The sequence below is a fragment of the Pseudomonas sp. S2_B07 genome, from assembly GCF_054668435.1.
The window spans coordinates 4,437,862-4,460,402 of sequence record NZ_CP162769.1; the positions used below are offsets into that span (position 1 = coordinate 4,437,862).

Here is a 22,541-nt window from a genome sequence, read left to right on the forward strand (position 1 = left end):
GAAGCAGGGGACTTGGATGGTTCGGCGCTGGTTGGCGGTGATTTTCGCAATGCTTTGCTCACTCGCCCAGGCGGGGGACGCCGCGCCGACGCCGTCCGTGATCCATCTGGCCAGCGAAGAATGGGAAGACTACACCGCCGCTGACGGGCATGGCCTGGGCTGGGACGTGATGCGGGCCATCTTCGAACCGGCCGGGGTCAAACTCGACTTCCGTACCGAGCCGTACACCCGCGCCGTGGGCCTGGCCCAGCGCGGTGAAGTGGATGCCTGTGTCGGTGCTTACCGTGACGAGGCCAGCGATGTGCTTTATCCACGCTGGAATTACGACACCGATCACATCTATGCCTTGGGCCTGGCGAGTAATCCGGCACCGAACCCGCAGACCCTCGGCAACTATCGTCTGGCCTGGGTTCGCGGTTACGAATACCAGAAATACCTGCCTAATGTGCGGCGTTACAACGAGGTCGTACGACGCACTGGCATTTTGTCGATGCTGATGCACAACCGCGCCGACTTTTACATCGACGCGCTGACCGAGATTGATTACATCGTCAAACGGGCCAAGGATCCTGCCCAGTTCCGTCGCACCCATATCGCTGAATTGCCGCTGTACTTGTGCTTCGCCAATACGCCCAAGGCCCGAACGTTGATGGCCTTGTTCGACCAGCGCATGGACCTGTTGGTTAAAAACGGTTCACTGAAACCCATCTTCGAACGCTGGAAGCAGCCTTACCCGTTCGACGCGAACTGAACACGGACCCTGTAGCCGCTGGCGTCAGTGGCCTGAGATCTAACATTTTGATCGTTATGCCCCATAATTCAGCCTAAGCGTCTGTAGGAACCTGCTGTTACAATGCCGCGTCTGCGAATCTCCAGTACTTATTGATCAGGAGCACACCGGTGCCTGTCGTTTTCGTCGCCGCTTCCAAGCTGCCAACGCCTTTTGCGCAATTCACCATGCACGGCTTTCTCGATGAAGAAAACGGGCGCGAGCACGTCGTGCTGAGTCTGGGTGAGTTCGCCGACGGTGCCCCGGTACTCGGCCGGTTGCACTCCGAATGCCTGACGGGTGATGCCTTGTTCAGCCAGCGTTGCGACTGCGGCTCGCAACTTGAAGCCGCGTTGCAGGCCATCGCCCGTGAAGGCCGTGGCGTGTTGCTGTACTTGCGTCAGGAGGGCCGTGGCATTGGCCTGCTGAACAAGATCCGCGCCTATGAGTTACAGGACGGCGGTGCCGACACCGTTGAAGCCAACGAGCGCCTGGGCTTTGCTGCCGACCAGCGTGATTACGCCATGTGCCTGCCGATGCTTGAGCACCTGGGCGTGAAATCCCTGCGTCTGATGACCAACAACCCGCGTAAGGTCAAAGCCTTGACCGACATGGGGATAGTGGTCGCCGAGCGCGTGCCGCTGCACACCGGTCACAACCCGCACAACAAACTCTACCTGGCGACCAAGGCCAGCAAGCTCGACCACATGATGGGCAACGAGCATCAGGGCGAGGCGGATCGGGCGTGACCCGCGGTCAGGTTCGGCGGCGGTTGTCGTTCAGTTGGTGGCAATACCTGGCGCTGGCCTTGTTGCCGTTGTTCGTGATCAATGGCGTGTTCGGCCAAGGCGAGGCGATCCTGCCGGTGCTGGCGATGCCGTTGTTCATCGCAGGTGTGGCGTCGATGTTTGTCAGCCTGAAGTTTTTCGGTGGCTACAAGCACGCCCTGATCGCGACGCAAAAAGCCCTCGATACGCCCGAAGAACCCGCCGCCTGGATCGTCCTGGCCGCCAAGCGACGTACCGCGTTCCTGGCGGCTGCATTGCCGGCCTGGATTGGCGCGCTGGCGGTGTTCGTCGGCCTCGAAGCCGTGCCGTTGGTGTTGCTGGCGCTGTCGACCACGGTGCTGTTCTACCTCTACCGTATTCCGCGTCAACTCGGCTGATGCGCCGGGCCTGGCTGGCGGTATTGCTATTGGCCGCCAGCGGCTCGGCGGTTGCCGTCGAACGGGTCGTCAGTCTGGCGCCGTCCCTCTCTGAAATCGTGGTTGAACTGGGCTCAGCCGACCTGCTGGTCGGGGTGCTGGATGCTGGTGAACGCCCGGCCGAACTGCAAGACCTTCCTTCCGTTGGCCGCTATGGTCAGTTGGACATGGAGCGTTTGCTCAGTCTCAAACCCGATTTGCTGCTGCTCTGGCCGGGCAGTGTTGGCCCCGCGCAGCGTGAGCAGCTCAAGCACTTGAACATTCCCACCTACGTCGCCGAACCCCACACGCTCGACCAACTCGCTGCACAAATCGAAGCCATCGCCACGCAACTCGGCCGGCCCGAACGGGGCGTGACGTTGGCGACTGACCTGCGGCAAAAACTGGATAACCTGCGCCAGCGTTATCGGCGGGACGAGCCTCTGCGGGTGTTTTATCAGGTCTGGGATCGGCCGCTGTACACCGTGGGGGGTGGGCAGATCATCAGTGATGCGCTGGAAGTGTGTGGGGCGCGCAATGTGTTTGCCGACCAGACATTGCCGGCGCCGCAGGTCAGTGTCGAGGCGGTGTTGCAGCGCAATCCCGAGGTGATTCTGGCCAGTGATCAGGCCCAGCTCGACGCGTGGAAGGCGTGGCCGCAGGTGGCGGCGGTGACGCGGGGGCAATTGCTGCTGGTGTCGGACAAGGGGCTGGAGCGGCCGAGTGGGCAGATGGTCGAGGCCACTGCGAAGCTTTGCCAGCTTATCGCACCGGACCGCTGAGACCGAGGCGCGGCCATCATGGGCAAGCCTTGACACCACTGACTTCAGATCAGATTTCCGGTGTCCAGGTCACCCCGAACATCAACGCCCGACCTTCCTCGCGATACCCATATTCACTGCCGTCATGGCTATACAGCGCCCGGCTATAGCCTTTATCCAGCAGGTTATCGAGCTTCAGCTCAAGCTTGATTTCACGGTCGAGCTCCCAGCTACTGCGCAACCCTAACAAGGCGTATCCACCCAACGGCTGTTGATTGTTCAGGTCGTCATAGCTGCTGCTGACTGCTTGCCAGCTCGCACCAAGGCCCAGGCGATCAAATTGTCGATCCAGGTCCAGGCTCAATGTCCGCCGTGCACGACGCGCCAGGGTATGGCCGGTATCGCGGTCGCGCGGGTCGATGATCGCCACGCCAAGGTTGCTTTGCCAGCCGAACAGTTCCTGTTTCAGTGCGGCTTCGAAACCGTTGATCCGCGCCGACGCCACGTTCTCTGGCCGCGAGTTGCTGCCAAAAATAATCGCGTCTTCAAGGTCAGTGCGGTACAGCGACGCTTCCAGGCGACTGTTTTCGGTTAGCTGGCTGCGCCATTGCAGTTCATAGCTTTTCGACGTTTCGGGTTTCAAATCCGGGTTGCTGAAGTCCGGGTAGTACAAGTCGTTGAACGTCGGCGCTCGAAAGCCTTCGCTGTAGGTCAGCAGCACGTCGTTGTCCGGATTCACCGGCACAGTGAGGGTGCCACTCCAACTGTTCTGGCCGCCAAACTGTTGGTTCTCGTCGTGGCGCAAGCCCAGCTCAGTGGAAAAACTGTCCGCCCGATAGTGATGCTGGACAAACGCCGCACGGTTCCAGCGACTGTCTTCATCGAACGCTGTAGTGCTGTTGATCCGGTCTTCGTACCAGTCGCCGCCCAGAAGCAGGCTATTGCGGTCGTTGAGCGTCAGGTCGTTCTGCCAGTTCACTGAGTCGCGGTAGGTGTTGAAGACGCTGCGTTCATCGCTGAGCTTATCGAGGGTCTTCTCGCGGTTTTCGCTGTGGCCGAACTCGACGCGAGTTTTCCAGATGTCGTTAACCCGCGCATCGACGTAACTGCTGACGCTGCTCACCTCGAAATCGCTGTAAGGCTGTTGCTGCACGGACTCGAAGGTGGTGGAGTCGAAGCGGCCAAACGGGTTGTCGAACTCGCTTTTACCCCGGTTATCCAGCACGTTGGCGCCGATTTCCAGGTCATCGGTGAGCGCGTGACTGATGCTGAAACTGACCGATTGGTTGCGGTATTCATCGTGATCGCTGTCGCTGGGGTACGACTGGTGCGTGCGATTGATCCCGGCGGTTTCATTGAGGCTGGCGCCGAGGTTGAAGCGGGTTTTGTCATCGCCGCCGGACAGCCCAAGGCTGCGCTCCCAGGTCTGGTTGCTGCCAAATCCCACGTGCAACCGCGGTTGCAGACCTTGCTCGTCGCCACGGCGGGTGAAAATCTGAATCACCCCGCCAATCGCATCGCTGCCATAAATCACCGAACGGGAGCCGCGCAGCACTTCCACGCGCTCGACCTGTTCGATGTTGATGTGCTGCAGGTTGCTGTCGCCTGAGGTCGAGTTGCCGATGCGCTGACCGTCCACCAGCACCAGGCTTTGCGCTGACTGGGTGCCGCGGATGTAAACCCCTGGCAGACTGCCGCGCCCACCGGTTTGCGCGACTTGCACGCCCGGCACCCGGCTGAGCAGGTCAGTGATGCTGTTCGGTTGCAGGCGGTCGATGTCTTCTCGGGTGAACACCGTGTTGGCGGCGCTGCTGTCGTTGCGCGCTTCGACCTGACGGTTGGCGGTGATCAGTACGTCGGGCAGTTTCAACGCTTGATCGCGTTCGAAGGAGTCGGCCAGCAGTTGGCCGGCCGGCAGCAGGGTCAGCGTCAGGGCGAGGGGGGAGAGTTTCATCGGCAGTCCGTTGTGGCGCGTTGTAGCGAACAAAATGTGAAGATCACAAAAAACCAATGTGGGAGCGAGCCTGCTCGCGATGACGGTGTGTCAGTCAGGGAATTGTTGACTGTCAGTCCGTTATCGCGAGCAGGCTCGCTCCCACAGGGGATTGCGTGTATCCAGCAGGTTAAATCTTGAGCAGTTGCAGGCGCTCGCGCACCGCCGCTTCGATCCCTGCCTCGTCCAGCCCGCACTCGGCCAGCATCTGTGCAGGCTTGGCGTGTTCGACATAGAGGTCCGGCAGGCCCAGGTGCAGGATCGACTTGAGGATGTTCTCGCGGGCAAGGAATTCGCTGACCGCGCCGCCAGCACCGCCCATGATTGCGTTTTCTTCGACGGTCACCAGCAGCTCGTGGCTGCCAGCGATGTCGCGAACCAGCGCTTCATCCAGCGGTTTGACAAAACGCATGTCGACCACCGTCGCGTCCAGCGTCTCGGCGACTTTCAGCGCCTCGGCCAATTGCACGCCGAACACCAGGAAGGCGACTTTGCTGCCCTGACGACGAACAATGCCTTTGCCGATTTCGATCGGTTGCAGGTCTTTCTCGATGGTCGCATTCGGACCCGCGCCGCGCGGATAACGCACCGCCGCCGGGCCGTTGTAGAGGTGACCGGTGGTGAGCATTTTGCGCAGTTCGTTTTCATCGCTCGGGGTCATCACCAGCATGCCGGGGATGCAGCGCAGGAACGACAGGTCGAAGCTACCCGCGTGAGTCGGGCCGTCTTCGCCCACCAGGCCGGCGCGGTCGATGGCGAACAGCACGTCGAGGTTCTGCACCGCGACGTCATGAATCAGTTGGTCGTAACCGCGTTGCAGGAACGTCGAATAAATCGCCACCACCGGTTTCGCGCCTTCGCAGGCCATGCCGGCGGCGAAGGTCACCGCGTGTTGCTCGGCAATCGCCACGTCGAAATAGCGCAGCGGGAAACGCTCGCTGAACGCCACCAGGTCGGAGCCTTCTTTCATCGCCGGGGTGATGCCTACCAGACGCGGATCAGACGCGGCCATGTCGCACAGCCATTCACCGAACACACCGGAATACTTCGGTCCGCTGGCCTTTTTCGGGGCGGCGGCCGGAGCGTCCAGCGGTTCGAGCTTGGTGATAGCGTGGTAGCCGATCGGATCGACTTCCGCCGGAGCGAAGCCTTTGCCTTTCTTGGTGACGACGTGCAGGAACTGCGGGCCTTTCAGGTCGCGCATGTTGCGCAGCGTCGCGATCAGGGTCGGCAGGTCATGGCCGTCGATAGGACCGATGTAGTTCCAGCCCAGTTCTTCGAACAGCGTGCCAGGAACCAGCATGCCTTTTGCGTATTCTTCAGTGCGCCGGGCGATTTCCCAGGCCCCGGGCAGGCGCGACAGGACCTTTTTGCTGCCTTCACGCATGCTGGCGTAAGTGCGGCTGGAAAGGATCTTCGCCAGATAATTCGACAGGCCGCCGACATTGCGCGAGATCGACATGTCGTTGTCGTTGAGGATCACCAGCATGTTGGCGTTCACTTCCGGCGCGTGGTTCAGCGCTTCGAAGGCCATGCCGGCGGTCAGCGCGCCGTCGCCGATCACGGCAATGGCTTTGCGATCACTGTTTTGCAGGCGGGCGGCAATGGCCATGCCCAGCGCTGCGCTGATCGAAGTGCTGGAGTGGCCGACGCCAAAGGTGTCGTACTCGCTCTCGGAACGACGCGGGAAGGCCGCAACACCGTCCTTCTGGCGCAGGGTGCCCATGCGCTCGCGACGGCCGGTGAGGATTTTATGCGGATAAGCCTGATGACCCACGTCCCACACCAGCCGGTCGTCCGGGGTGTCGAAGACGTAATGCAGCGCGATGGTCAGCTCGATGACGCCCAGGCCGGCACCGAAATGCCCGCCGGTCTGACCGACCGTGTAGAGCAATTCCAGGCGCAACTCATCGGCCAGGGTTTCCAGCTCGGCTTCGCCTAACCGGCGCAGGCCGTCCGGCGTGTTGGCACGGTCGAGCAGGGGCGTGGTCGGGCGCTTGCGGGGAATCTCATGAAACGTCGTGGGCATCAGGCGAATCGTTATAGGTATAAAAGATGCGGCAGTTTACCTGATGCATCGCCCCCTGCCCACGCGTTGCTTTTAACTTGGCCGATACGCTGTCAGCTACGCCGGTCGACGATATAGCGGGCGAGGTCGCGCAAAGGCTCGGCGGCCGCGTCAAACGGTCGCAGCGCGTGCAGGGCCTGATCGCGCAGTTCCAGGGCGTAAGCCTTGGCCGCGTCGAGGCCGAGCAGGGCCGGGTAGGTTGGTTTGTCGCGAGCGATGTCCGCGCCCTGGCGTTTGCCGAGGGTTTCGGTATCGCTTTCGACGTCAAGAATGTCGTCCTGCACCTGAAAAGCGAGGCCAATGGCCTGTGCATAAGTCTGCAACGCTTTCAGTTCGTCCTTCTCGGCACGGCCGCTGGCCAGGGCGCCGAGTTTGACGCTGACTTCAATCAGCGCGCCGGTCTTGTGCCGGTGCATGTACTCAAGGGCTTTTTGATCGAGCTTGAGGCCGACCGAACCGAGGTCGATGGCTTGCCCGCCGACCATGCCCGCCGGACCTGCCGCGACGGCCAGGGCGCTGACCATCTGCAGGCGGATCTCGGCGTCAGCTGCGTTCAGGCGCGGGTCGAGCAGGGCGCTGAACGCCAGGCTCTGCAAGCCGTCACCGGCGAGGATGGCGCAGGCTTCATCGAATTTCTTGTGAGTCGTCGGCTGGCCGCGACGCAGATCGTCGTCGTCCATGGCCGGCAAATCGTCGTGTACCAGGGAATACGCGTGAATCAGCTCCACTGCGCAGGCCGCGCCGTTGGCTTGCTCGGCCTTGCCGCCCAGCGCTTCGCAAGCTGCGTAAGCCAGTAACGGACGTACACGTTTGCCGCCATTCATCACGCTGTAGCGCATGGCTTCATAGAGACGGGCGAGCTCGGGGCTGGGTGCGTTGAACAGGGTTTCCAGTGCCGCGTTGACACGGGCCTGGCTGGTCGCCGAATACGCTGCAATCATTCTGGCTGATCCGCGTCGAAGGGTTCCTCGGCCAGCTCGCCATCACGCTCGAGCAGCACTTGAACCTTTTGCTCGGCCTGGGCCAGCGCCGCCTGGCAATCGCGGGTCAGACCGATGCCTTGCTCGAAAGCCGTCAGCGAGTCTTCCAGCGACAGTTCGCCGTTCTCCAGACGCTCTACCAGCGTTTGCAGGTCAGCGAGAGATTGTTCGAAATCCAGTGCAGCTTTTTTGCGGGCCATGGCGGCTATTTCCGGTTGACGTTAAACCGGCGCGACACTAGCAGACATGGGGGTTATGGGCAAATGGGCCGGGCATTTCGGCCACAGCACCGGCGGCAACCGGATCACCTGCACCGAGCTCTTTGTAGCAGCCGGACGCAGGCTTCGCCAGCTGCTAACGCTCACCCTATGGCTTAATTATGCTGAGTCATCCGGATAGCTGACCTGATAGCGAGTACTACGCCCGCCACCGGGCAGGCGTTGCAGGCAACCCTTCTCCAGCAACTCTGCCAAATGGCGGGTGGCGGTGGCTTTCGATACTTTCGCCACGGCTTGATATTGAGCCGCGCTGATCCCGTCCGCGAAGCCTCGTTGCCCACCGTCCAGCATGCGATTCAGTACCTTGATCTGCTCGGCTGACAGTTTTGCGTCCCGATTCGCCTGCCAGAAGCGCGCCTTGCCCAGTACCGCTTCGATCCGCGTCATGGCCTGCTGCAAGCTGCGCAGCAGGGTTTGCAGAAACCATTGCAGCCACTCGGTGATGTCCATGGAGCTTTTCTGGCTGGTTTCCAGCACTCGGTAATAGCTGGAGCGGTCGTCCAGGATGCTCGCTGACATGGCGTAGAAGCGGATCGCCTGCGCCTCTCCCTGAGCCAGGGCGAGATCGGTAAGGGTTCGCGTGAGGCGACCATTGCCGTCGTCAAAGGGGTGCAGGGTGATGAACCAGAAGTGCGCGATGCCGGCCCGCAACAAGGGATCGAGCCCGTCCTGCTTTTGGCTGGCTGCAAACCATGCAAGAAACGTATCGAGCTGCTGTTCAAGCCCAAGGCGTGGCGGTGCTTCGTAGTGAATGGTCGGTTTGTCCAGTCGCCCGGACACCACCTGCATCGGCTCATCGCCACGCAGCTCGCCGATATGGATCGAACGGGCGGCAACATTCATGTCCTGATCGGGAAACAGCCATGTATGCCACTCCAGCAACCGCGGCAGTGTCAGCGGTTGTGCGAAGCGCTGAGTGGCGTCGAGCATTAACTGCGCCAGCCCTTCGCTGCGTTGGCTGACTTTATCGCCATCGACCACCTCCAGGCCCAGGCGCCGCGCCAGTGATGAGCGGACCGAGTCCACGTTGAGCTGTTCACCCTCGATGGCTGAAGACGTCACGATGTTTTGTAACAGCGCGTCCAGTTCGTTCTGTGCGCTGAGTGAGCGATCCACGGAACTGGCCATGCCCATCAACCGGCCTTGCGCCTGTACGCACTCACGCAATAGCGGCGTCAGGCGTTCGGATTGCCAGGTGAAATTCGGCCAGTCGGGCTGTTGCCAAATCCAGTGAGGTGCCATGACCACGGGTAACTCCAGAGTGAATGAGCCGAATAATAGCCTTATTCGGCTCATCTTGTGAGCCGAATAAGGTCGCTATTCGGCTCACGTCCCCACTTCTTCGTGATGCCTACAGCAAATCAAGAGGTATACGATTGTTAAAAAACTGCCGAATCGCTAACCTTCGCGCCTTCTACGACCCAATAGTCACGGGTCTTTCTGACGAAACGCAGTATTTGGATCTGTAACGCGCCGAGGATCGGGCGCAAGGTTTCGTTATGCATGGCAGGAGGCGTCACATGCGTTCACTTCTTTTGCTGTTGATGGGGCTGGCCTGCGCGAGCGCCGCCTGGGCCGAGCCGACGGCTGAGCTGTCGGAGCCGGTCGGCGGCTGGCGCTATAACGGCCTGCTCGACCGCAGCGAAAACCCGCAGGTCGCCTATCCCACGCCGCCCATCGACCGCGGTGTGCAGCGCAATCGCACGATGATCGAAGGCCAGCTCAAGGCGATAGGCACGCAACGCGGGCCGCACACCCTCGCCGTCAACGGCAATCCACTGAACCTGTACACCGACGACGAAGGGCGTTTCGCCCGGCCGTATGCCTTTGGCGCGGGTTCCAACAGCGTCGAAGTGCGCAGTGCCGAAGGCAAGTCGCTCAAGCGCGTTCAATTCTATGAAGCCAATGACCTGCGCACGCCGGCACGGATTCGCGTGGTGCTCGGTTGGGACGACCCGAAAGCCGAGCTCGACCTGCACATCATTACCCCCGACGGCCAGCATGCGTTTTTCGCCCACACGGCGTTGACCAATGGCGGCGGCCTCGACCCGGATGGCGTCGATGGTCCCGGCCCGGAAATGTTCACCATGACCGCGCCGCTGCATGGCACCTATCTGGTTTACGTGAACTATTGGGGCAACTTCGGCAGCGAAGGCTATAACTTCGATGAGACCAGCAACCAGAACGAGGTCATCACCTCGCAAATCAACCTGGTGCTCAACGAAAACACCGTCGACGAAAAACGCGAGACCTTCATCGTGCCCCTGCGGGCCATCGGTGACCTGTTGCTGGTCAAGACTTTCAACTATTAAGCATCCCGCACCACGGATGAATTGGGCGTTGTGAACATGAGCGATAACACTGTATCTCCGGCTGCGCAAACACCGGCCGCCAAAACTCCTCGCCGCTGGCCGGCGCTGCTGGTCGGCCTGGCCCTGGTCGCCGGCGTCGCGGGCGGGTTGGGGTGGTTCATGCACAAACCCAAGGCTCCGCCAGCGCAATTGGCCAGCGACAAACTGGGCATGAGCCGGCCGGACGGTCTGCTCGAAACCCATTCCCTGAGCCAATTGCCCAAGGATCTGCTGGCGGTGCCGTTCCTCAAGGAAACCCTGACCGAAGATTTCGTCTTCTATTACGAAGCGCACGTTGATCGCCTCGGCTTGATCGGCAGTCTGCGGCGGATCATCTACGAACATGACCTGAAACTGCAGGACAGCCTGATCGAGCAACTTTTCGATCAACCGGCCGACGTGGCGCTGTGGCGCGGGGCGGATGGTCGGCTCAAGGATTTCCTGTTGGTGATGGATCGCGGTGGTCTGGCCAAAGTGCTGGAACCGCTGGCCAAAGTGGCGCTGGACGATTCGCAGCTGACCCAGCTCAGTGTGGTGAAAGTCGGCGCCGACGACGTGGCGCTGTATCAGCTCACCTACAACAACAAAGCGCTGGTGTTCGCCTCCCATGGCGACAAACTGGTGGTGCTGTCCAATCCCGTCAAACTCTACGACCCGAGCAGCGGCCCGAGCGACGAGCGCGGCAGTGTCTCGACCACGGCCATCGCCGCGTTGCTCAACGGCGACAAACTGTTCCCCGAAGCATTCGGCCTGCCACCGCGCGCGCCGGAAGTGAAGCAACGCCTGTCGGTCAATTCGAGCGTGTTGGCCATGGGTTACCAGCGCTTTATCCCGAATTTCGCCGGGCTGCGTTTCGACATGGACGACAAGGGCTGGCACAGCTTCCTTGCGATGGATGAACTGGACGATCAGCCGGACTTCGATTTCAAACCGATCTGGCAAGCCATGCCGATGGGCGCCAGTGCCTGCGTGGCCTTGCCGCTGGCCGCTGAACAGCAGAAACCGTTGCTGGTGAAACTCGGCGCCGAAGAGCCGGTGGCCCAAGCGTTGACCGAACACATGGCCGGTGCGGCGGGCCTGTGCTGGTACGCCGATTCGCGTCTCTACACGCCGTTGCTGGTGGCCAGCCTGAATGACAAGGACAGCGCCAAACTCGATGGCGACCTCGGCAGTTTGTTCGGTTCGATGGTCGGCGCCTATGAGCCCAACGTCGAAGAGCACGCGTTCCCGGTGATCGAGAAACAGGACGGCCCGACTCACCAGTGGCAGCGGCAGGTCAGCTCCAACTTCGGTCCCTACAAAGCCAAGGACGCTGAAGATCCGGACGCGATCTCCGGCAAGGCCTTCATGAAAGTCAGTCTGGCCCGTCACGGCTCGACGCTGCTGTTTTCCCTCGACGACAAACTCGTGGACAAGGCCCTCGGCACCCTCGACAAGCGCTTCCCGCCGATGGCCGACGTGGTGCCGAAAGACCTGTTGATGCCGGTGTATTTCGGCCCGGATGCGATGGCGCAACTGATGCAACAGGAAACCCTCGACAGCCTGCCGCAGGACATGGAACCGGTGTTTTACAACGCCGCGCAAACCTACCTGATCCCGAAACTGCGCAAGCTCGGCGGTTACGGCAAATACGCCCTGACCTTGCCTGAAGGCAGCGAGCCCGATGGCCATTGGCAATGGCTGCCACTGGAATGGAAAGCCCTGTGACCGCACTCATCCGCGGCCTCGGCCTGCTGGCGCTGTTGCTGGGCAGTCGCGCCTTTGCCACTGAGGCCGCGCCACTGGATCCGCAGCAATCCCAGGTGTTCCGCGCCTGGTTCGTGCGCATCGCCCAGGAACAACTGACCCAAGGCCCGAGCCCGCGCTGGTATCAGCAGGACTGCGCGGGGCTGGTGCGGTTCGCCGCCAACGAAGCGTTGAAAGTCCACGACGATAAATGGCTGCGCAACAACGGCCTGTCCAATCGTTACCTGCCACCGGAACTGCAGTTGAGCGAGGCGCAACGCGGTCTCGCCCAGCAGTGGCAACAGGGCGGCGGCAAGGTCGGGCCGTACGTCAACGCGATCAAGCTGATTCAGTTCAACAGCCATCTGGTGAGTCGAGACGTGGCGCAAGCCCGGCCCGGCGACCTGATGTTTTTCGATCAGGGCGACGACCAGCACCTGATGATCTGGATGGGCCGCTACATTGCCTATCACACCGGCACCACCACCCCCACTGACAACGGCATGCGATCCGCGAGCCTGCAGCAACTCATGACATGGAAGGACACCCGATGGATACCCGACGCAGCCAACCCCAACTTCATCGGCGTCTATCGACTGAATTTTCTCTCCCAATGATCGGTGCCCGCATGTTGCGTTTTTTGCCTCTGCTGTTGGTTTTGGTGCTGCCGTTTTCGGCGGTCAACGCCGAAGACACCGTCGAGCCGAGCGGCTATACGCCGGTGGCCGGTGAAAGCTTTTTCCTGCTGGCCGACAGCAGTTTCGCCAGTGACGAACAGGCGATGGTGCGCCTCGAAGCGCCGGGCCGTGACTATCGCCGTTTCCGCATGGAGCCTTATGGCGGCGCCGACATTCGCGTGTACCGCATCGACAAGCCGCTGGATTTCCTCAAGCGCCAGAAGAACCTGCACCGTGTGGTCAGCGATGGCCAGTTCAAGGGTGAAGGGCTGTCGAATACCCTCGCGTACCTGTGGGACAACTGGTACCGCAAATCCCGTCGCGTGATGCAACGGGCGTTTTCCTACGAGTCCCGTCAGCAAGTCACCGAGGAAGTACCGGAACTGAAGATGGGCACCGCGATTGCTGCGCCAACGCCTTACGACGCACAGCCGCAATTCGCCCTGATCCCGGGCCTGCCGGTGGTCAGTCAATTCCGCTATCCGCTGTGGCAAGCCAAACCGATCCAGCCGCCTGAAGGCGTGAACCTGGCCGGCTCTTCCAGTGAGTTCGTCAGCGTCGCGCCGGGTAACGTCTACATCCCGTTGGGTAACCTGAAACCGGGTCTGTACCTGGTGGAAGCGCTGATCGGCAAGTACCGCGCGACCACCATGGTCTTCGTCTCGAACACCGTGGCCGTGAGCAAAATCGCCGGTGATGAACTGGTGGTCTGGGCCGCGCGCAAACACGAAGGCAGTTCGGTGCCGAAAGTGAATGTGTTGTGGACCGATGGCCTCGGCGTAATGAGCAGCGGCGCCACTGATAGCGATGGTTTGCTGCGCCTGAAACACGTCAGCCCGGAGCGTTCGTTCGTGATCGGCGAGGATGAAGAGGGCGGGGTGTTTGTCTCCGAGAACTTCTATTACGACAGCGAAATCTACGACACCAAACTTTACGCCTTCACCGACCGGCCGCTGTACCGGCCGGGGGATTGGGTGTCGTTGAAAATCGTCGGGCGCGAGTTCAAGAACGCCCGGGATTCCGTCGCACCGACTGCGGCCGACGTCAACGTAACCGTGCTCGATGCCACCGGCACGGCGCTGCAATCGCTGGCGCTGAAACTGGATTCCAAGGCCGGCACCCAAGGCCGATTCCAGTTGCCGGACAATGCGGTGGCGGGCGGTTATGAACTGCGTTTCAGCTACAAGGAACAGGCCTACAGCAGTGCGTTCCGCGTGGCCGAATACATCAAGCCGCACTTCGAAATCTCGCTGAACCTGGCCAAGCAGGATTACCGCACCGGCGAACCGGTGAAGGGCAGCCTGGTGCTGCTGTACCCGGACGGCAAACCGGTGGCCAACGCCAAGTTGAGCCTGAGCCTGCGCGCCCAGCAACTGTCGATGGTCGACAACGAACTGCAATACCTCGGGCAATTCCCGGTGGAGCTGACCAGCACCGAATTGACCACCGACGCCAAGGGCAACGCGACCCTCGACCTGCCGGCCGCCGAGAAACCGAGCCGCTACATGCTCACCGTGTTTGCCAGCGATGGCGCGGCGTATCGGGTCAAGACCACCAAGGAAATCCTCATCGACCGTGGCGCGGCAAGTTTCAGTTTGCGCGCACCGCAGCGATTCAGTGCGGTGGGCGACAAGGTTGCGTTCAGCTTCGTCAATGAGGGCGCCAACGAGCAGAGCAAAACCGTGACGCCGAGCAGCTACAGCTGGGTGCGTCTGGAAGACCAGACCTCCGGCGACGGCAAACTGGCCGCCAAAGACAAAGGTTTCACCGTGGCCTTCGAGCGTCCCGGCACCTACAACCTGACGTTGAAAGATGACCATGGTCGAGTCATTGGTGCGACCGGTCATTCGGTCACCGGCGACGGCGTAAAAGCCGTGCCAGGCACCGTGGAAATCGTCCTCGATAAACCCGAGTACAAGGCCGGTGATGAAGCCCTCGCACTGATCACGTTCCCGGAGCCGATCAGCGATGCATTGCTGTCGCTGGAGCGCGACAAAGTCGAGGCCACCGCGCTGCTGTCCAAGGGCGGTGACTGGCTGAAGATGGAGAAACTCAGCGACACCCAATACCGCGCACGCATCCCGGTGAAAGACAATTTCGCCCCGAACCTGACTTTCTCCGTGCTCTACACCAAGGGCGGTCAATACAGCTTCCAGAACGCCGGGATCAAGGTGATTGCGCCGCAGATCGACGTGGCCATCGCCACCGACAAAGAGACGTATCAACCCGGTGAAACCGTGTCGGTCGACCTGACCACACAGTTCGCCGGCAAGCCGATTCCGGCGCACCTGACCGTCAGCGTGGTCGACGAAATGGTCTACGCGTTGCAACCGGAAGTCGCGCCGAGCATCGACCAATTCTTCTACCACCCGCGCCGCAACAACGTGCGCACCAGCGCCAGCCTGTCGTTCATCAGCTATGACGTGGCACTGCCGGGCAGCCCCGGCGCGCCGGGCAAAGCCAACCGCAGCGAGCGCGGGGTGAAAGTGCTGGAACGGCCGCGTCGTGAAGACGTCGACACCGCCGCGTGGCAGCCGGAACTGGTGACTGATGCCAACGGCAAAACCCGTTTCACCTTCAAGATGCCGGACTCGCTGACCCGCTGGCGCATCACCGCCCGGGCCATCGCCGATGACGGGCAAGTCGGGCAGAAGAAGCAGTTCGTGCGTTCGGAAAAACCGCTGTACCTGAAATGGAGCGGGCCGACTAAATTCCGCAGTGGCGACAAGCCGAGTCTCGGGGTGTTCGCCTTCAGTCAGGCCGAGAAACCGGTCAAGGCGGAGCTGGTGATTCATTTCGGCGGCGCCGATCAGCGTGTGCCTGTGACCCTGAACAACGGCATCAACTACATCGCGCTGCCGGAGTTCTCGTTGGCCAGTGGCGAGTGGACCGCCGAACTGGTGCAGGACGGCAAAACCGCTGACGCGCTGGCCGTGCGCCTGACCGCCACCGGCGAAGGCTGGCAGGTCACGCAAAGCCAAAGTCTGGACGTGGCCAGTGGTGATACGCCGCTGAGCTTGCCGGCCGATGCGACGGATATCCGCCTGCGTCTGGATGACAGTCCGCAAGCGCTGTTCCGTTCGGCGCTGGATGATCTGCTGAGCTATCCGTACGGCGGCGTCGAGCAGACCGCCAGCCGTTTGCTGCCGCTGAGCATCGCCTATCCGACGCTGGCCTCGAACCCGCAGATCCGCGATCGCTTGCGCCTGATCATGCAAAACAGCCGCCTGCGACTGGTGCAAATGGCCGGGCCTTCCGCGAGCTTCACCTGGTGGGGCATGGATGGCGAGCCGGATGCCTTCCTCACCGCTTACGCCTATTACGCCGACTGGAACGCCAGCAAAGTATTGGACTTGAGCTTGCCGCCGGAGCATTGGCAGCGGGTGCTGGAGGTGTATTCGAAACAGGCCCAGAACACGCCGTTGTTGCAGCGTGCGCTGATCCTGTCGTTCGCCAAACAGATGCAATTGCCGGTGAACACCTTGCTCAGCGGGTTGATGGACGACCTGGCGAAAGCGGGCGAGGGTAATGCCGCGAACCTGATGGAAGATGGCGAAGACAGCATCGTCATGAGCGATCCGGATTCGGCGCTCGGCCTGGCCGCTGCCCGTGTGTTGACGGCATCGCTGGCGCGTCAGTCCAAGGTGACGCTGCCGGAGGCTTTCAATCGTCAACTGGCGGATGCGCAACAGCGTCTGGCGGTCAGCTCGCAGCCGTTCGCCGAAGCGCTGAACCTGTCGCTGCAACCCTTCGATCAGGCACACGCGCAAGCCTTGCTGCAACGCTTGCTGCCCCAGCAATCGACGCTGGAGCGCGCCCTGGCGTTGACCTGGCTGCAACGCAGTATTGAACAAGCTTCGCCGACCATCGCACTGGCGCCGGGTGAAGGCTGGAAGAAACAGTACGGCGATACCGGTGAGATGTACTGGACGTGGCAGGGTGCTGCGCCCGTGCCAGCGGTGTTGTCCTTGGCCGGGACGCAGGAGCGGCCATTGCGTGCCGTGTTGAGCTTCCAGACCAAACAACCTGCGATTGATCCGATGGCCGTGACCATCACTCGTCGCCTGTCGCGCTTGGTGCCGGGTGATGAAGCCTTCACCTTCAAACTCGAAGCGGTCGGCACCCAGCCGTTGTCCAGCGACAGCCTGTATCTGGATGAAGTGATCATCACCAGCAAAGCCGCGAAACCGTTGCGCTACGGCATGCTCGAAGTGCCGCTGCCGCCGGGCGCCGATGTCGAACGCACGACGTGGGGCATCAAATTGATGGGCAAGGCCGGCACCGAACCGACCGCGCTGGAGAAGGCGCGTTTTGAGCCGGGTCAGATGGCTTATGCGATTCCGGTGGATGCCTTGAGCGGTGAGTTGCGCCTGCGACATTTGGTGCGCTTCTCGCAGAAGGGTCAGTTCAATCTGCCGCCGGTGCGCTTCACGCAGGTCTATGCGCCGCAACATCAGGCGCAGGAACAGAAACCGGCCCTCGGTCAGGTCACGGTCAACTGACATGACCCGGCCTCTGGTCTGGTTGCTGCTGTGTTTGATTCCTGCGCTGGCGACAGCGCAGGACGAACCGCTGCGGCTGGGCTTCAAGGGTGAACTGATTTCGTTGAACCGGACTCAGGTTATTTCACGCGAGCCCTTGCCTGCTGATGTGCAGGCGCCGTTGGGCAGTTTGTGGAAGTTGTTTGTGTACGGTTGGCTGGTGGATACCGGCGCCCGTGAACCTGCGTATGAATGTCGCGGGCAGTCGAAAGATGAAGTTTATTGCTGCACCGCCGGCGGCAAGATCGCGCGTGATCAGGCATTGGTGAAATCGTGCGGTTTGTATTTTGAACCGGCACGCTTGGGCATCACTGCCACTGACTGGCGTACGTATTGGCAGGCGCGACAGGCGCCGGAGTGGTTGCTGGACTTGCCGTCGTTAAAGCCCTCTACGCGAGTGTCCGTCGCTGAATTGCTCAAGGTGTTGGCCGTGATGCCGGCGCAGGATCAGGCGCGGCGGGTGTTGCTGGACGTGGTGCTTAATGCCGCCGACGGCAATGTCGTGGGCGAACTCGGTGGTCGGTTGCGGGTGAAAACCTGGAGCTGGCTGGGGGATCAGGATCCGTCGTCGCGTCAGGGCGGTTTTGCCGGTTGGATGGTGGACGGCACGCCGATCTGGGCGGGTGGGCGCGGGACCAGTCAGAGGGTGCTGCGTCATTACGCTGAAGCGTTGGCCGCAGTGCTGCCGGTTGATTGGCCCGCGGACACGGGACGCTGCGTCGAAGTCGGACTGTTTTCTCGCTATCCGATTGAGCGGGTTCTGGCGGGGGATCGTGTTGTTTCTTCCGGCCCATTGCAGGGCGACTATCGAGTCGAATTCAGCAACGGCAACCAACTCGATATCCACAGTGACGGCGAACTCTTCTTGCTCAAGGATCAGCTTGTCGCCCGTCTGGACCGCGAAGAATACGTCGCCCGCGTCCTCCAGCGCGAAGCCAAACCTGAGCCCGTCGAAGCCGCCAAAGCCCTGGCCATCGCCATCCGCACCTACCTCCTGCAAAACGCCACGCACCACGGCGACTGCCTGAGCATCGACGACAGCAGCAGCCGTCAACGCGTCGCCCCGCGCCCGGCCACCAGCGAATCACGCCATATCGCCGCATGGACCAGCGACCTCGTATTGGCCGGCAGCACCGTCACCTACCATTCCGACCAACCCGGCCCGGACAAACTCGCCTGGCAGCAAGCCGTCGAACAGGCCAACGCCGGCCAGCGCTACGACGCCATTCTGCTGCACGCCTACCCACGCGCCAGCCTCAGCCGCTGGGACAATCCCGTCGCCTCCTGCGAAGCACTGCCCTCCGCGCAAGACTGGCTGCAAACCCAACGCCGCGGCTGGCGTGCGCGGCTGGAAAGCGAGGTTGGCTACAACGAAGTCAGCACCTTCGCCGTCTGCCGCCTGGCCTTCGGCCGCCCCTATGTCGACCGTGAACGCCAGCGCATCTACGTGCGCGGCGTGCTGTCGCTGCAAGACCGCCTCGACCTGACCCACGAATACCTGCACCTGGCCTTCGAAGCACACCCCAACGGCCAGGATGAAACCTACATCGAAGGGCTCGCCCGCCACCTCTTGCTGGAATAGGCCATGAAACTCCGTTATCCACAGGTCTTCCTGTTCCTTTGTACTTTTTGCGCGATGCCGACGATGTTCGCCGCAGACGCCGCCGTCAAACTCGACACCCCCGTCGGAGGCTGGCGCACGGGCGCGGTTGAAGGCGAAGGCGAAAACTTCCGCCAGACCGTCAACTATCCCGCTTCATCGGTGAACACCCCGGTAGGGCAGGCCAACACCGCGCGCATCAGCGGCCAGATCAAATCCACGCCCAAATCAAAGGAGCCGGGTCGTTTGATCGTCAACGGCGTGAGCATGCCGCTGAAGATCGATCCCGCCGGCCGCTTTGATCGCCCGTTCTCGTTTCCCAATGGCAGCAACAGCGTCGAAGTGCGCAGCCCTGATGGGCAACAGCGGCATCGCACGCAGTTCCTCAATGCCAGTGGTGGTGCCACGCCGGCCAAGTTGCGGGTGTTGTTGTCGTGGGACAGTGACGGCACGGACCTCGACCTGCATTTGATTACGCCGGATGGGGCGCATATCTGGTACGGCGATCGAGTTGCGCCCAATGGTGCGGCGCTGGATGTTGACGTGACGACCGGGTATGGGCCGGAGATCTTTGCCATGCCAGCGCCGATCAAGGGGCAGTATCTGGTGTATGTGAATTACTTTGGCGGTGGGTATAGCCGTGATGAGGAAGGACAGGAGGATGCGGTTCAGCCGCTGACGACTGCGCAGGTGACGGTGATTACCGAGGAAGGGACGCCGAGCGAGAAGATGGAGACGTTTCTGGTGCCGATGCGGGCGGTGGGGGAGTTGACGTTGGTTAAGTCGTTTAGTTATCCGTGAAGTTGTATGACGGTTCCTCAAATCGCAGGCATTAAAAAGCCGGCTTGTGGCCGGCTTCTCGGGGACTGGCTTGGTTCATTTTTGGTAAACCGCGCCAGCCTTCAAAACGTACACCCGGATCTTGCGTCCGGCTGTGGGACTCGGCGAGAAAATCATCTGCCTTGTCGGTGCGATCTGAGCCGCGGGGCGGGTCGATGCGCAAATGTGGGGCGCAGCATACTGATTATTTGAGGAAATTCCCAGCGTGGAGTGTGGTGTAGAGCGATTGGTGCATCGAGTTCAGTCACCCGTCCGGGTTTGTAGGGCGAATGTTCAGCCGCCATCGCGAGCAGGCTCGCTCCCACATTTGATCGCATTTCAATGTGGGCGCGACGACGTGTGTTTACAGGAACGGCACCGCCGGTCGCCGTTTGTTGAGCGTCGACCACCAGAACACCCACCCCAGCACCCTGATGTTCTGCTTATCAATCTGCTCGGCACTGAAAATCTCATCCGGGTGCTCGGTTTTGTTGTAGCTGCGTAACCGCAGCGCATTCCCGGGCATCCGGTGCAGGTATTTGATGCGCAGCATCCCGTCATGGTCGAGGGCGTAAATCTCCCCATCAATTACTTTGGTCAGCCCACGGTCGATGGCGAGGATAGAGCCGTCCTCAATCCTTGCGCCCATGCTATTGCCGAGCATGTGAATACAGATCGCATCGGCATGGTTGATTTCCAGGGAGTCGAGATGGCTTTTGGGCAGGCGGATGAATTGGCCGGTGTCTTCCACGATGTGGGTTTTGTGAGACCCCGGGGCGATGGGGGTTTCTTTGTAGAGAGGCAGTTCGACGTCGGTCGGCTCGATCACCGTGTAGATGCCACGAATCGCCTGGGCGTCGAAGGTGTTGCCGGACTCGTCGAGCAGGCGCAGGTGTTTGGCGTCTTCCGGGCCTTCGCCGGTTTTGAGCCAGTGGCTGTTGACCGAGAGTAATCTGGAGACCTCTTCCATGCGGTAAGCGGGCACACCGCGGGTGTACCAGTTGTGGATGTTTTGAGCTTCCGTGTCGAAAAAAGCGGCAAATCCTGTCGTCGTGATCTTGGCTTTTTCGAGCAATGCTTTGAACCGTGGGCCGCTAGTGTTCTTTTTCATAAACACGAGTCTACGGGCGCAGGGCGGGGCTTTGAATAAACGAACCGTTCAAATTTCGAGGGAAATTTACGACCGGATGTAAGACGTATTTGGAACAAATTAAACAGAGAAAAACCGCAGTGGCGAAAAGATAAACACGCTGTTTAAAGCCCTTTATGAGCGCCCACAAAAAACCCCGGATCAACCGGGGTTTTTTTCAAGTCGTCAGTGGCGCAAGGCCAATGGCGTCTTAGCCTTTGTAGGCGGCAGCCGACTTGGTGATCGCTTCGCGGGCGGCATCAGCGCCGGCCCAGCCTTCGATCTTCACCCATTTGCCTTTTTCGAGATCTTTGTAGTTCGCGAAGAAGTGCTCGATCTGCTGGATCAGCAGTGGTGGCAGGTCGGTGTATTCCTTCACGTCGACGTACAGCTGGGACAGCTTGTCGTGTGGGACTGCGATGACTTTGGCATCGCCGCCGCCGTCGTCGGTCATGTTCAGGATGCCGACTGGACGAGCGCGGATGACCGAGCCTGGAGCAACCGGGTAAGGGGTTACAACCAGCACGTCGAGGGGATCACCGTCGTCAGCCAGGGTGTTCGGGATGTAACCGTAGTTGGCCGGGTAGAACATCGGGGTGGCCATGAAACGGTCAACGAACAGGCAATCGCTGTCTTTGTCGATTTCGTATTTGATCGGCGCGTGGTTGGCCGGGATCTCGATCGCGACGTAGATGTCGTTCGGCAGGTCTTTGCCAGCCGGAATCTTGCTGTAGCTCATTGGGCGGTGCCCCCGTTAGTTGACCAAAAACACTTGGCCGGATTGACCAAAAAGTGGCGGCGATTATAGGCATATTCCGCCGATGACGCCATGTGCCAGAAGTCGTGTAGACCTTAGTCGCGTGCCTGATAGACCGGGTCCTCGGCCAGAAGTTGCTGCAACCGGCTCAGCGGGTCCTGTCGGTAAAACAACTTCAGCTGTTCATACACCTTTGGATAAGCCTCATGCAGCAAATCCGGGGCACTGAAGAAGTATTCGCTGGTGACGGCGAAAAACTCGGCAGGGTTTTCCGCCGCATACGGATCGATCGCGGTTTCGGCGTCCGGATTGCGCTCCAGTTGCCGGTCGAGGTCGTCGTAGGCCTCTTGCATCACCTTGGCCCAATCGCTGACCCGCATGTCCGGGTGCAGCGGCGGCAGGCCGTTGGCGACGCCGTTGAGCATGTCGAGTTTGTGCGCGAGTTCGTGGATGACCAGGTTGTAGCCTTCCCAGCCACCACTGGCCATCACGCCCGGCCAGGCGAGGATGATCGGGCCTTGCTGCCACGCCTCGCCACTGTGTTCGCCGTCCCACTCGTGCTCAACGCCGCTGGCATCGCGATGGCGCTGGGGGCTGAGGAAGTCGTCGGGGTAGAGGATGATTTCGTGGAAACCCTGGTACCAGTTCAAATCGCCCAGGTTCAACAGCGGCAATTGCGCTTGCGCGGCCAGCAGCAGGCGCTGCTCCTGGTGCAGCTCGACGCCGGGCAGGGCGGTCAGGTGTTTGTCTTCGAGGAACAACACGCTGGCTTCGCGCAACCACTGGTCTTCAGTGGCGCTGATGCCATCGAGGAAGCTCAGGTGATGGCGCACCCGCTGCCACATGTCGTCGGCAATCGGGTGCTTGGCCAGGGTGCGCTGGCGACGCCAGGCGCTAAGCGACCACATCG

The 22,541-nt window shown here is 61.1% G+C and carries 18 protein-coding genes; 10 read left to right on the forward strand and 8 right to left on the reverse strand.

Annotated elements, in window-relative coordinates; genetic code table 11:
• Positions 1 to 16: 16 nt before the first annotated feature.
• The 4 genes from AB4N43_RS20385 to AB4N43_RS20400 all read left to right on the forward strand — a co-directional run bounded on the left by AB4N43_RS20385 (position 17) and on the right by AB4N43_RS20400 (position 2,734).
• Positions 17 to 751, forward strand: a complete 735-nt coding sequence (locus tag AB4N43_RS20385; RefSeq protein ID WP_027924336.1) for a substrate-binding periplasmic protein — start codon at positions 17 to 19, stop codon at positions 749 to 751.
• 149 nt (positions 752 to 900) lie between these two features.
• Positions 901 to 1,518: a GTP cyclohydrolase II gene (gene ribA, locus AB4N43_RS20390; protein WP_027924335.1), complete on the forward strand. Its 618-nt coding sequence runs from the start codon at positions 901 to 903 to the stop codon at positions 1,516 to 1,518.
• The gene (locus AB4N43_RS20395; protein ID WP_027924334.1) at positions 1,515 to 1,934 is read left to right on the forward strand and encodes a hypothetical protein; all 420 of its coding nucleotides are present in this window, start codon (positions 1,515 to 1,517) and stop codon (positions 1,932 to 1,934) included. Before ribA ends, AB4N43_RS20395 begins: the two co-directional genes overlap by 4 nt.
• The gene (locus AB4N43_RS20400; protein WP_027924333.1) at positions 1,934 to 2,734 is read left to right on the forward strand and encodes a cobalamin-binding protein; all 801 of its coding nucleotides are present in this window, start codon (positions 1,934 to 1,936) and stop codon (positions 2,732 to 2,734) included. Before AB4N43_RS20395 ends, AB4N43_RS20400 begins: the two co-directional genes overlap by 1 nt.
• Positions 2,735 to 2,783: 49 nt before the next feature.
• On the opposite strand, the gene AB4N43_RS20405 is transcribed toward AB4N43_RS20400, so the two are convergent.
• The 5 genes from AB4N43_RS20405 to AB4N43_RS20425 form a co-directional block, all read right to left on the reverse strand.
• On the reverse strand, positions 2,784 to 4,667 hold the full coding sequence (locus AB4N43_RS20405; protein WP_460151892.1) for a TonB-dependent receptor domain-containing protein: 1,884 nt from the start codon (positions 4,665 to 4,667) through the stop codon (positions 2,784 to 2,786).
• A gap of 169 nt (positions 4,668 to 4,836) precedes the next feature.
• The gene (gene dxs, locus AB4N43_RS20410; RefSeq protein ID WP_027924331.1) at positions 4,837 to 6,735 is read right to left on the reverse strand and encodes a 1-deoxy-D-xylulose-5-phosphate synthase; all 1,899 of its coding nucleotides are present in this window, start codon (positions 6,733 to 6,735) and stop codon (positions 4,837 to 4,839) included.
• A 92-nt stretch (positions 6,736 to 6,827) separates the two neighbouring features.
• Positions 6,828 to 7,715: a (2E,6E)-farnesyl diphosphate synthase gene (gene ispA, locus AB4N43_RS20415; RefSeq protein WP_460151893.1), complete on the reverse strand. Its 888-nt coding sequence runs from the start codon at positions 7,713 to 7,715 to the stop codon at positions 6,828 to 6,830.
• The gene (locus tag AB4N43_RS20420; protein WP_007894317.1) at positions 7,712 to 7,954 is read right to left on the reverse strand and encodes an exodeoxyribonuclease VII small subunit; all 243 of its coding nucleotides are present in this window, start codon (positions 7,952 to 7,954) and stop codon (positions 7,712 to 7,714) included. Before AB4N43_RS20420 ends, ispA begins: the two co-directional genes overlap by 4 nt.
• 177 nt (positions 7,955 to 8,131) lie before the next feature.
• Positions 8,132 to 9,274, reverse strand: a complete 1,143-nt coding sequence (locus tag AB4N43_RS20425; RefSeq protein WP_460151894.1) for a Fic family protein — start codon at positions 9,272 to 9,274, stop codon at positions 8,132 to 8,134.
• A 278-nt stretch (positions 9,275 to 9,552) separates the two neighbouring features.
• Here AB4N43_RS20425 and AB4N43_RS20430 point away from each other — a divergent pair, with 278 nt between their 5' ends.
• Genes AB4N43_RS20430 through AB4N43_RS20455 form a run of 6 tightly spaced genes read left to right on the forward strand, consistent with a single transcriptional unit; the run spans position 9,553 to position 19,727 of the window.
• On the forward strand, positions 9,553 to 10,344 hold the full coding sequence (locus AB4N43_RS20430) for a YfaP family protein (protein WP_460151895.1): 792 nt from the start codon (positions 9,553 to 9,555) through the stop codon (positions 10,342 to 10,344).
• Between the two features lie 36 nt (positions 10,345 to 10,380).
• Positions 10,381 to 12,090, forward strand: a complete 1,710-nt coding sequence (locus AB4N43_RS20435; RefSeq protein WP_027924327.1) for a DUF2138 domain-containing protein — start codon at positions 10,381 to 10,383, stop codon at positions 12,088 to 12,090.
• Positions 12,075 to 12,725 (forward strand): DUF1175 domain-containing protein, encoded by a 651-nt coding sequence (locus AB4N43_RS20440; RefSeq protein WP_032833560.1) that lies wholly within the window; start codon positions 12,075 to 12,077, stop codon positions 12,723 to 12,725. Before AB4N43_RS20435 ends, AB4N43_RS20440 begins: the two co-directional genes overlap by 16 nt.
• Positions 12,722 to 17,287 (forward strand): alpha-2-macroglobulin family protein, encoded by a 4,566-nt coding sequence (locus tag AB4N43_RS20445; RefSeq protein ID WP_460151896.1) that lies wholly within the window; start codon positions 12,722 to 12,724, stop codon positions 17,285 to 17,287. Before AB4N43_RS20440 ends, AB4N43_RS20445 begins: the two co-directional genes overlap by 4 nt.
• 1 nt (position 17,288) lies before the next feature.
• On the forward strand, positions 17,289 to 18,908 hold the full coding sequence (locus AB4N43_RS20450) for a DUF2300 domain-containing protein (RefSeq protein WP_460151897.1): 1,620 nt from the start codon (positions 17,289 to 17,291) through the stop codon (positions 18,906 to 18,908).
• Between the two features lie 3 nt (positions 18,909 to 18,911).
• Positions 18,912 to 19,727: a YfaP family protein gene (locus tag AB4N43_RS20455; RefSeq protein WP_460151898.1), complete on the forward strand. Its 816-nt coding sequence runs from the start codon at positions 18,912 to 18,914 to the stop codon at positions 19,725 to 19,727.
• A gap of 382 nt (positions 19,728 to 20,109) precedes the next feature.
• Here AB4N43_RS20455 and AB4N43_RS20460 read toward each other — a convergent pair whose 3' ends face one another.
• The 3 genes from AB4N43_RS20460 to AB4N43_RS20470 all read right to left on the reverse strand — a co-directional run bounded on the left by AB4N43_RS20460 (position 20,110) and on the right by AB4N43_RS20470 (position 22,539).
• Positions 20,110 to 20,856 (reverse strand): S24 family peptidase, encoded by a 747-nt coding sequence (locus AB4N43_RS20460; RefSeq protein WP_027924323.1) that lies wholly within the window; start codon positions 20,854 to 20,856, stop codon positions 20,110 to 20,112.
• Positions 20,857 to 21,085: 229 nt separating this feature from the next.
• On the reverse strand, positions 21,086 to 21,613 hold the full coding sequence (gene ppa / locus AB4N43_RS20465) for an inorganic diphosphatase (RefSeq protein ID WP_027924322.1): 528 nt from the start codon (positions 21,611 to 21,613) through the stop codon (positions 21,086 to 21,088).
• Positions 21,614 to 21,726: 113 nt separating this feature from the next.
• On the reverse strand, positions 21,727 to 22,539 hold the full coding sequence (locus AB4N43_RS20470; protein WP_194940774.1) for a M90 family metallopeptidase: 813 nt from the start codon (positions 22,537 to 22,539) through the stop codon (positions 21,727 to 21,729).
• Between the last annotated feature and the right edge of the window lie 2 nt (positions 22,540 to 22,541).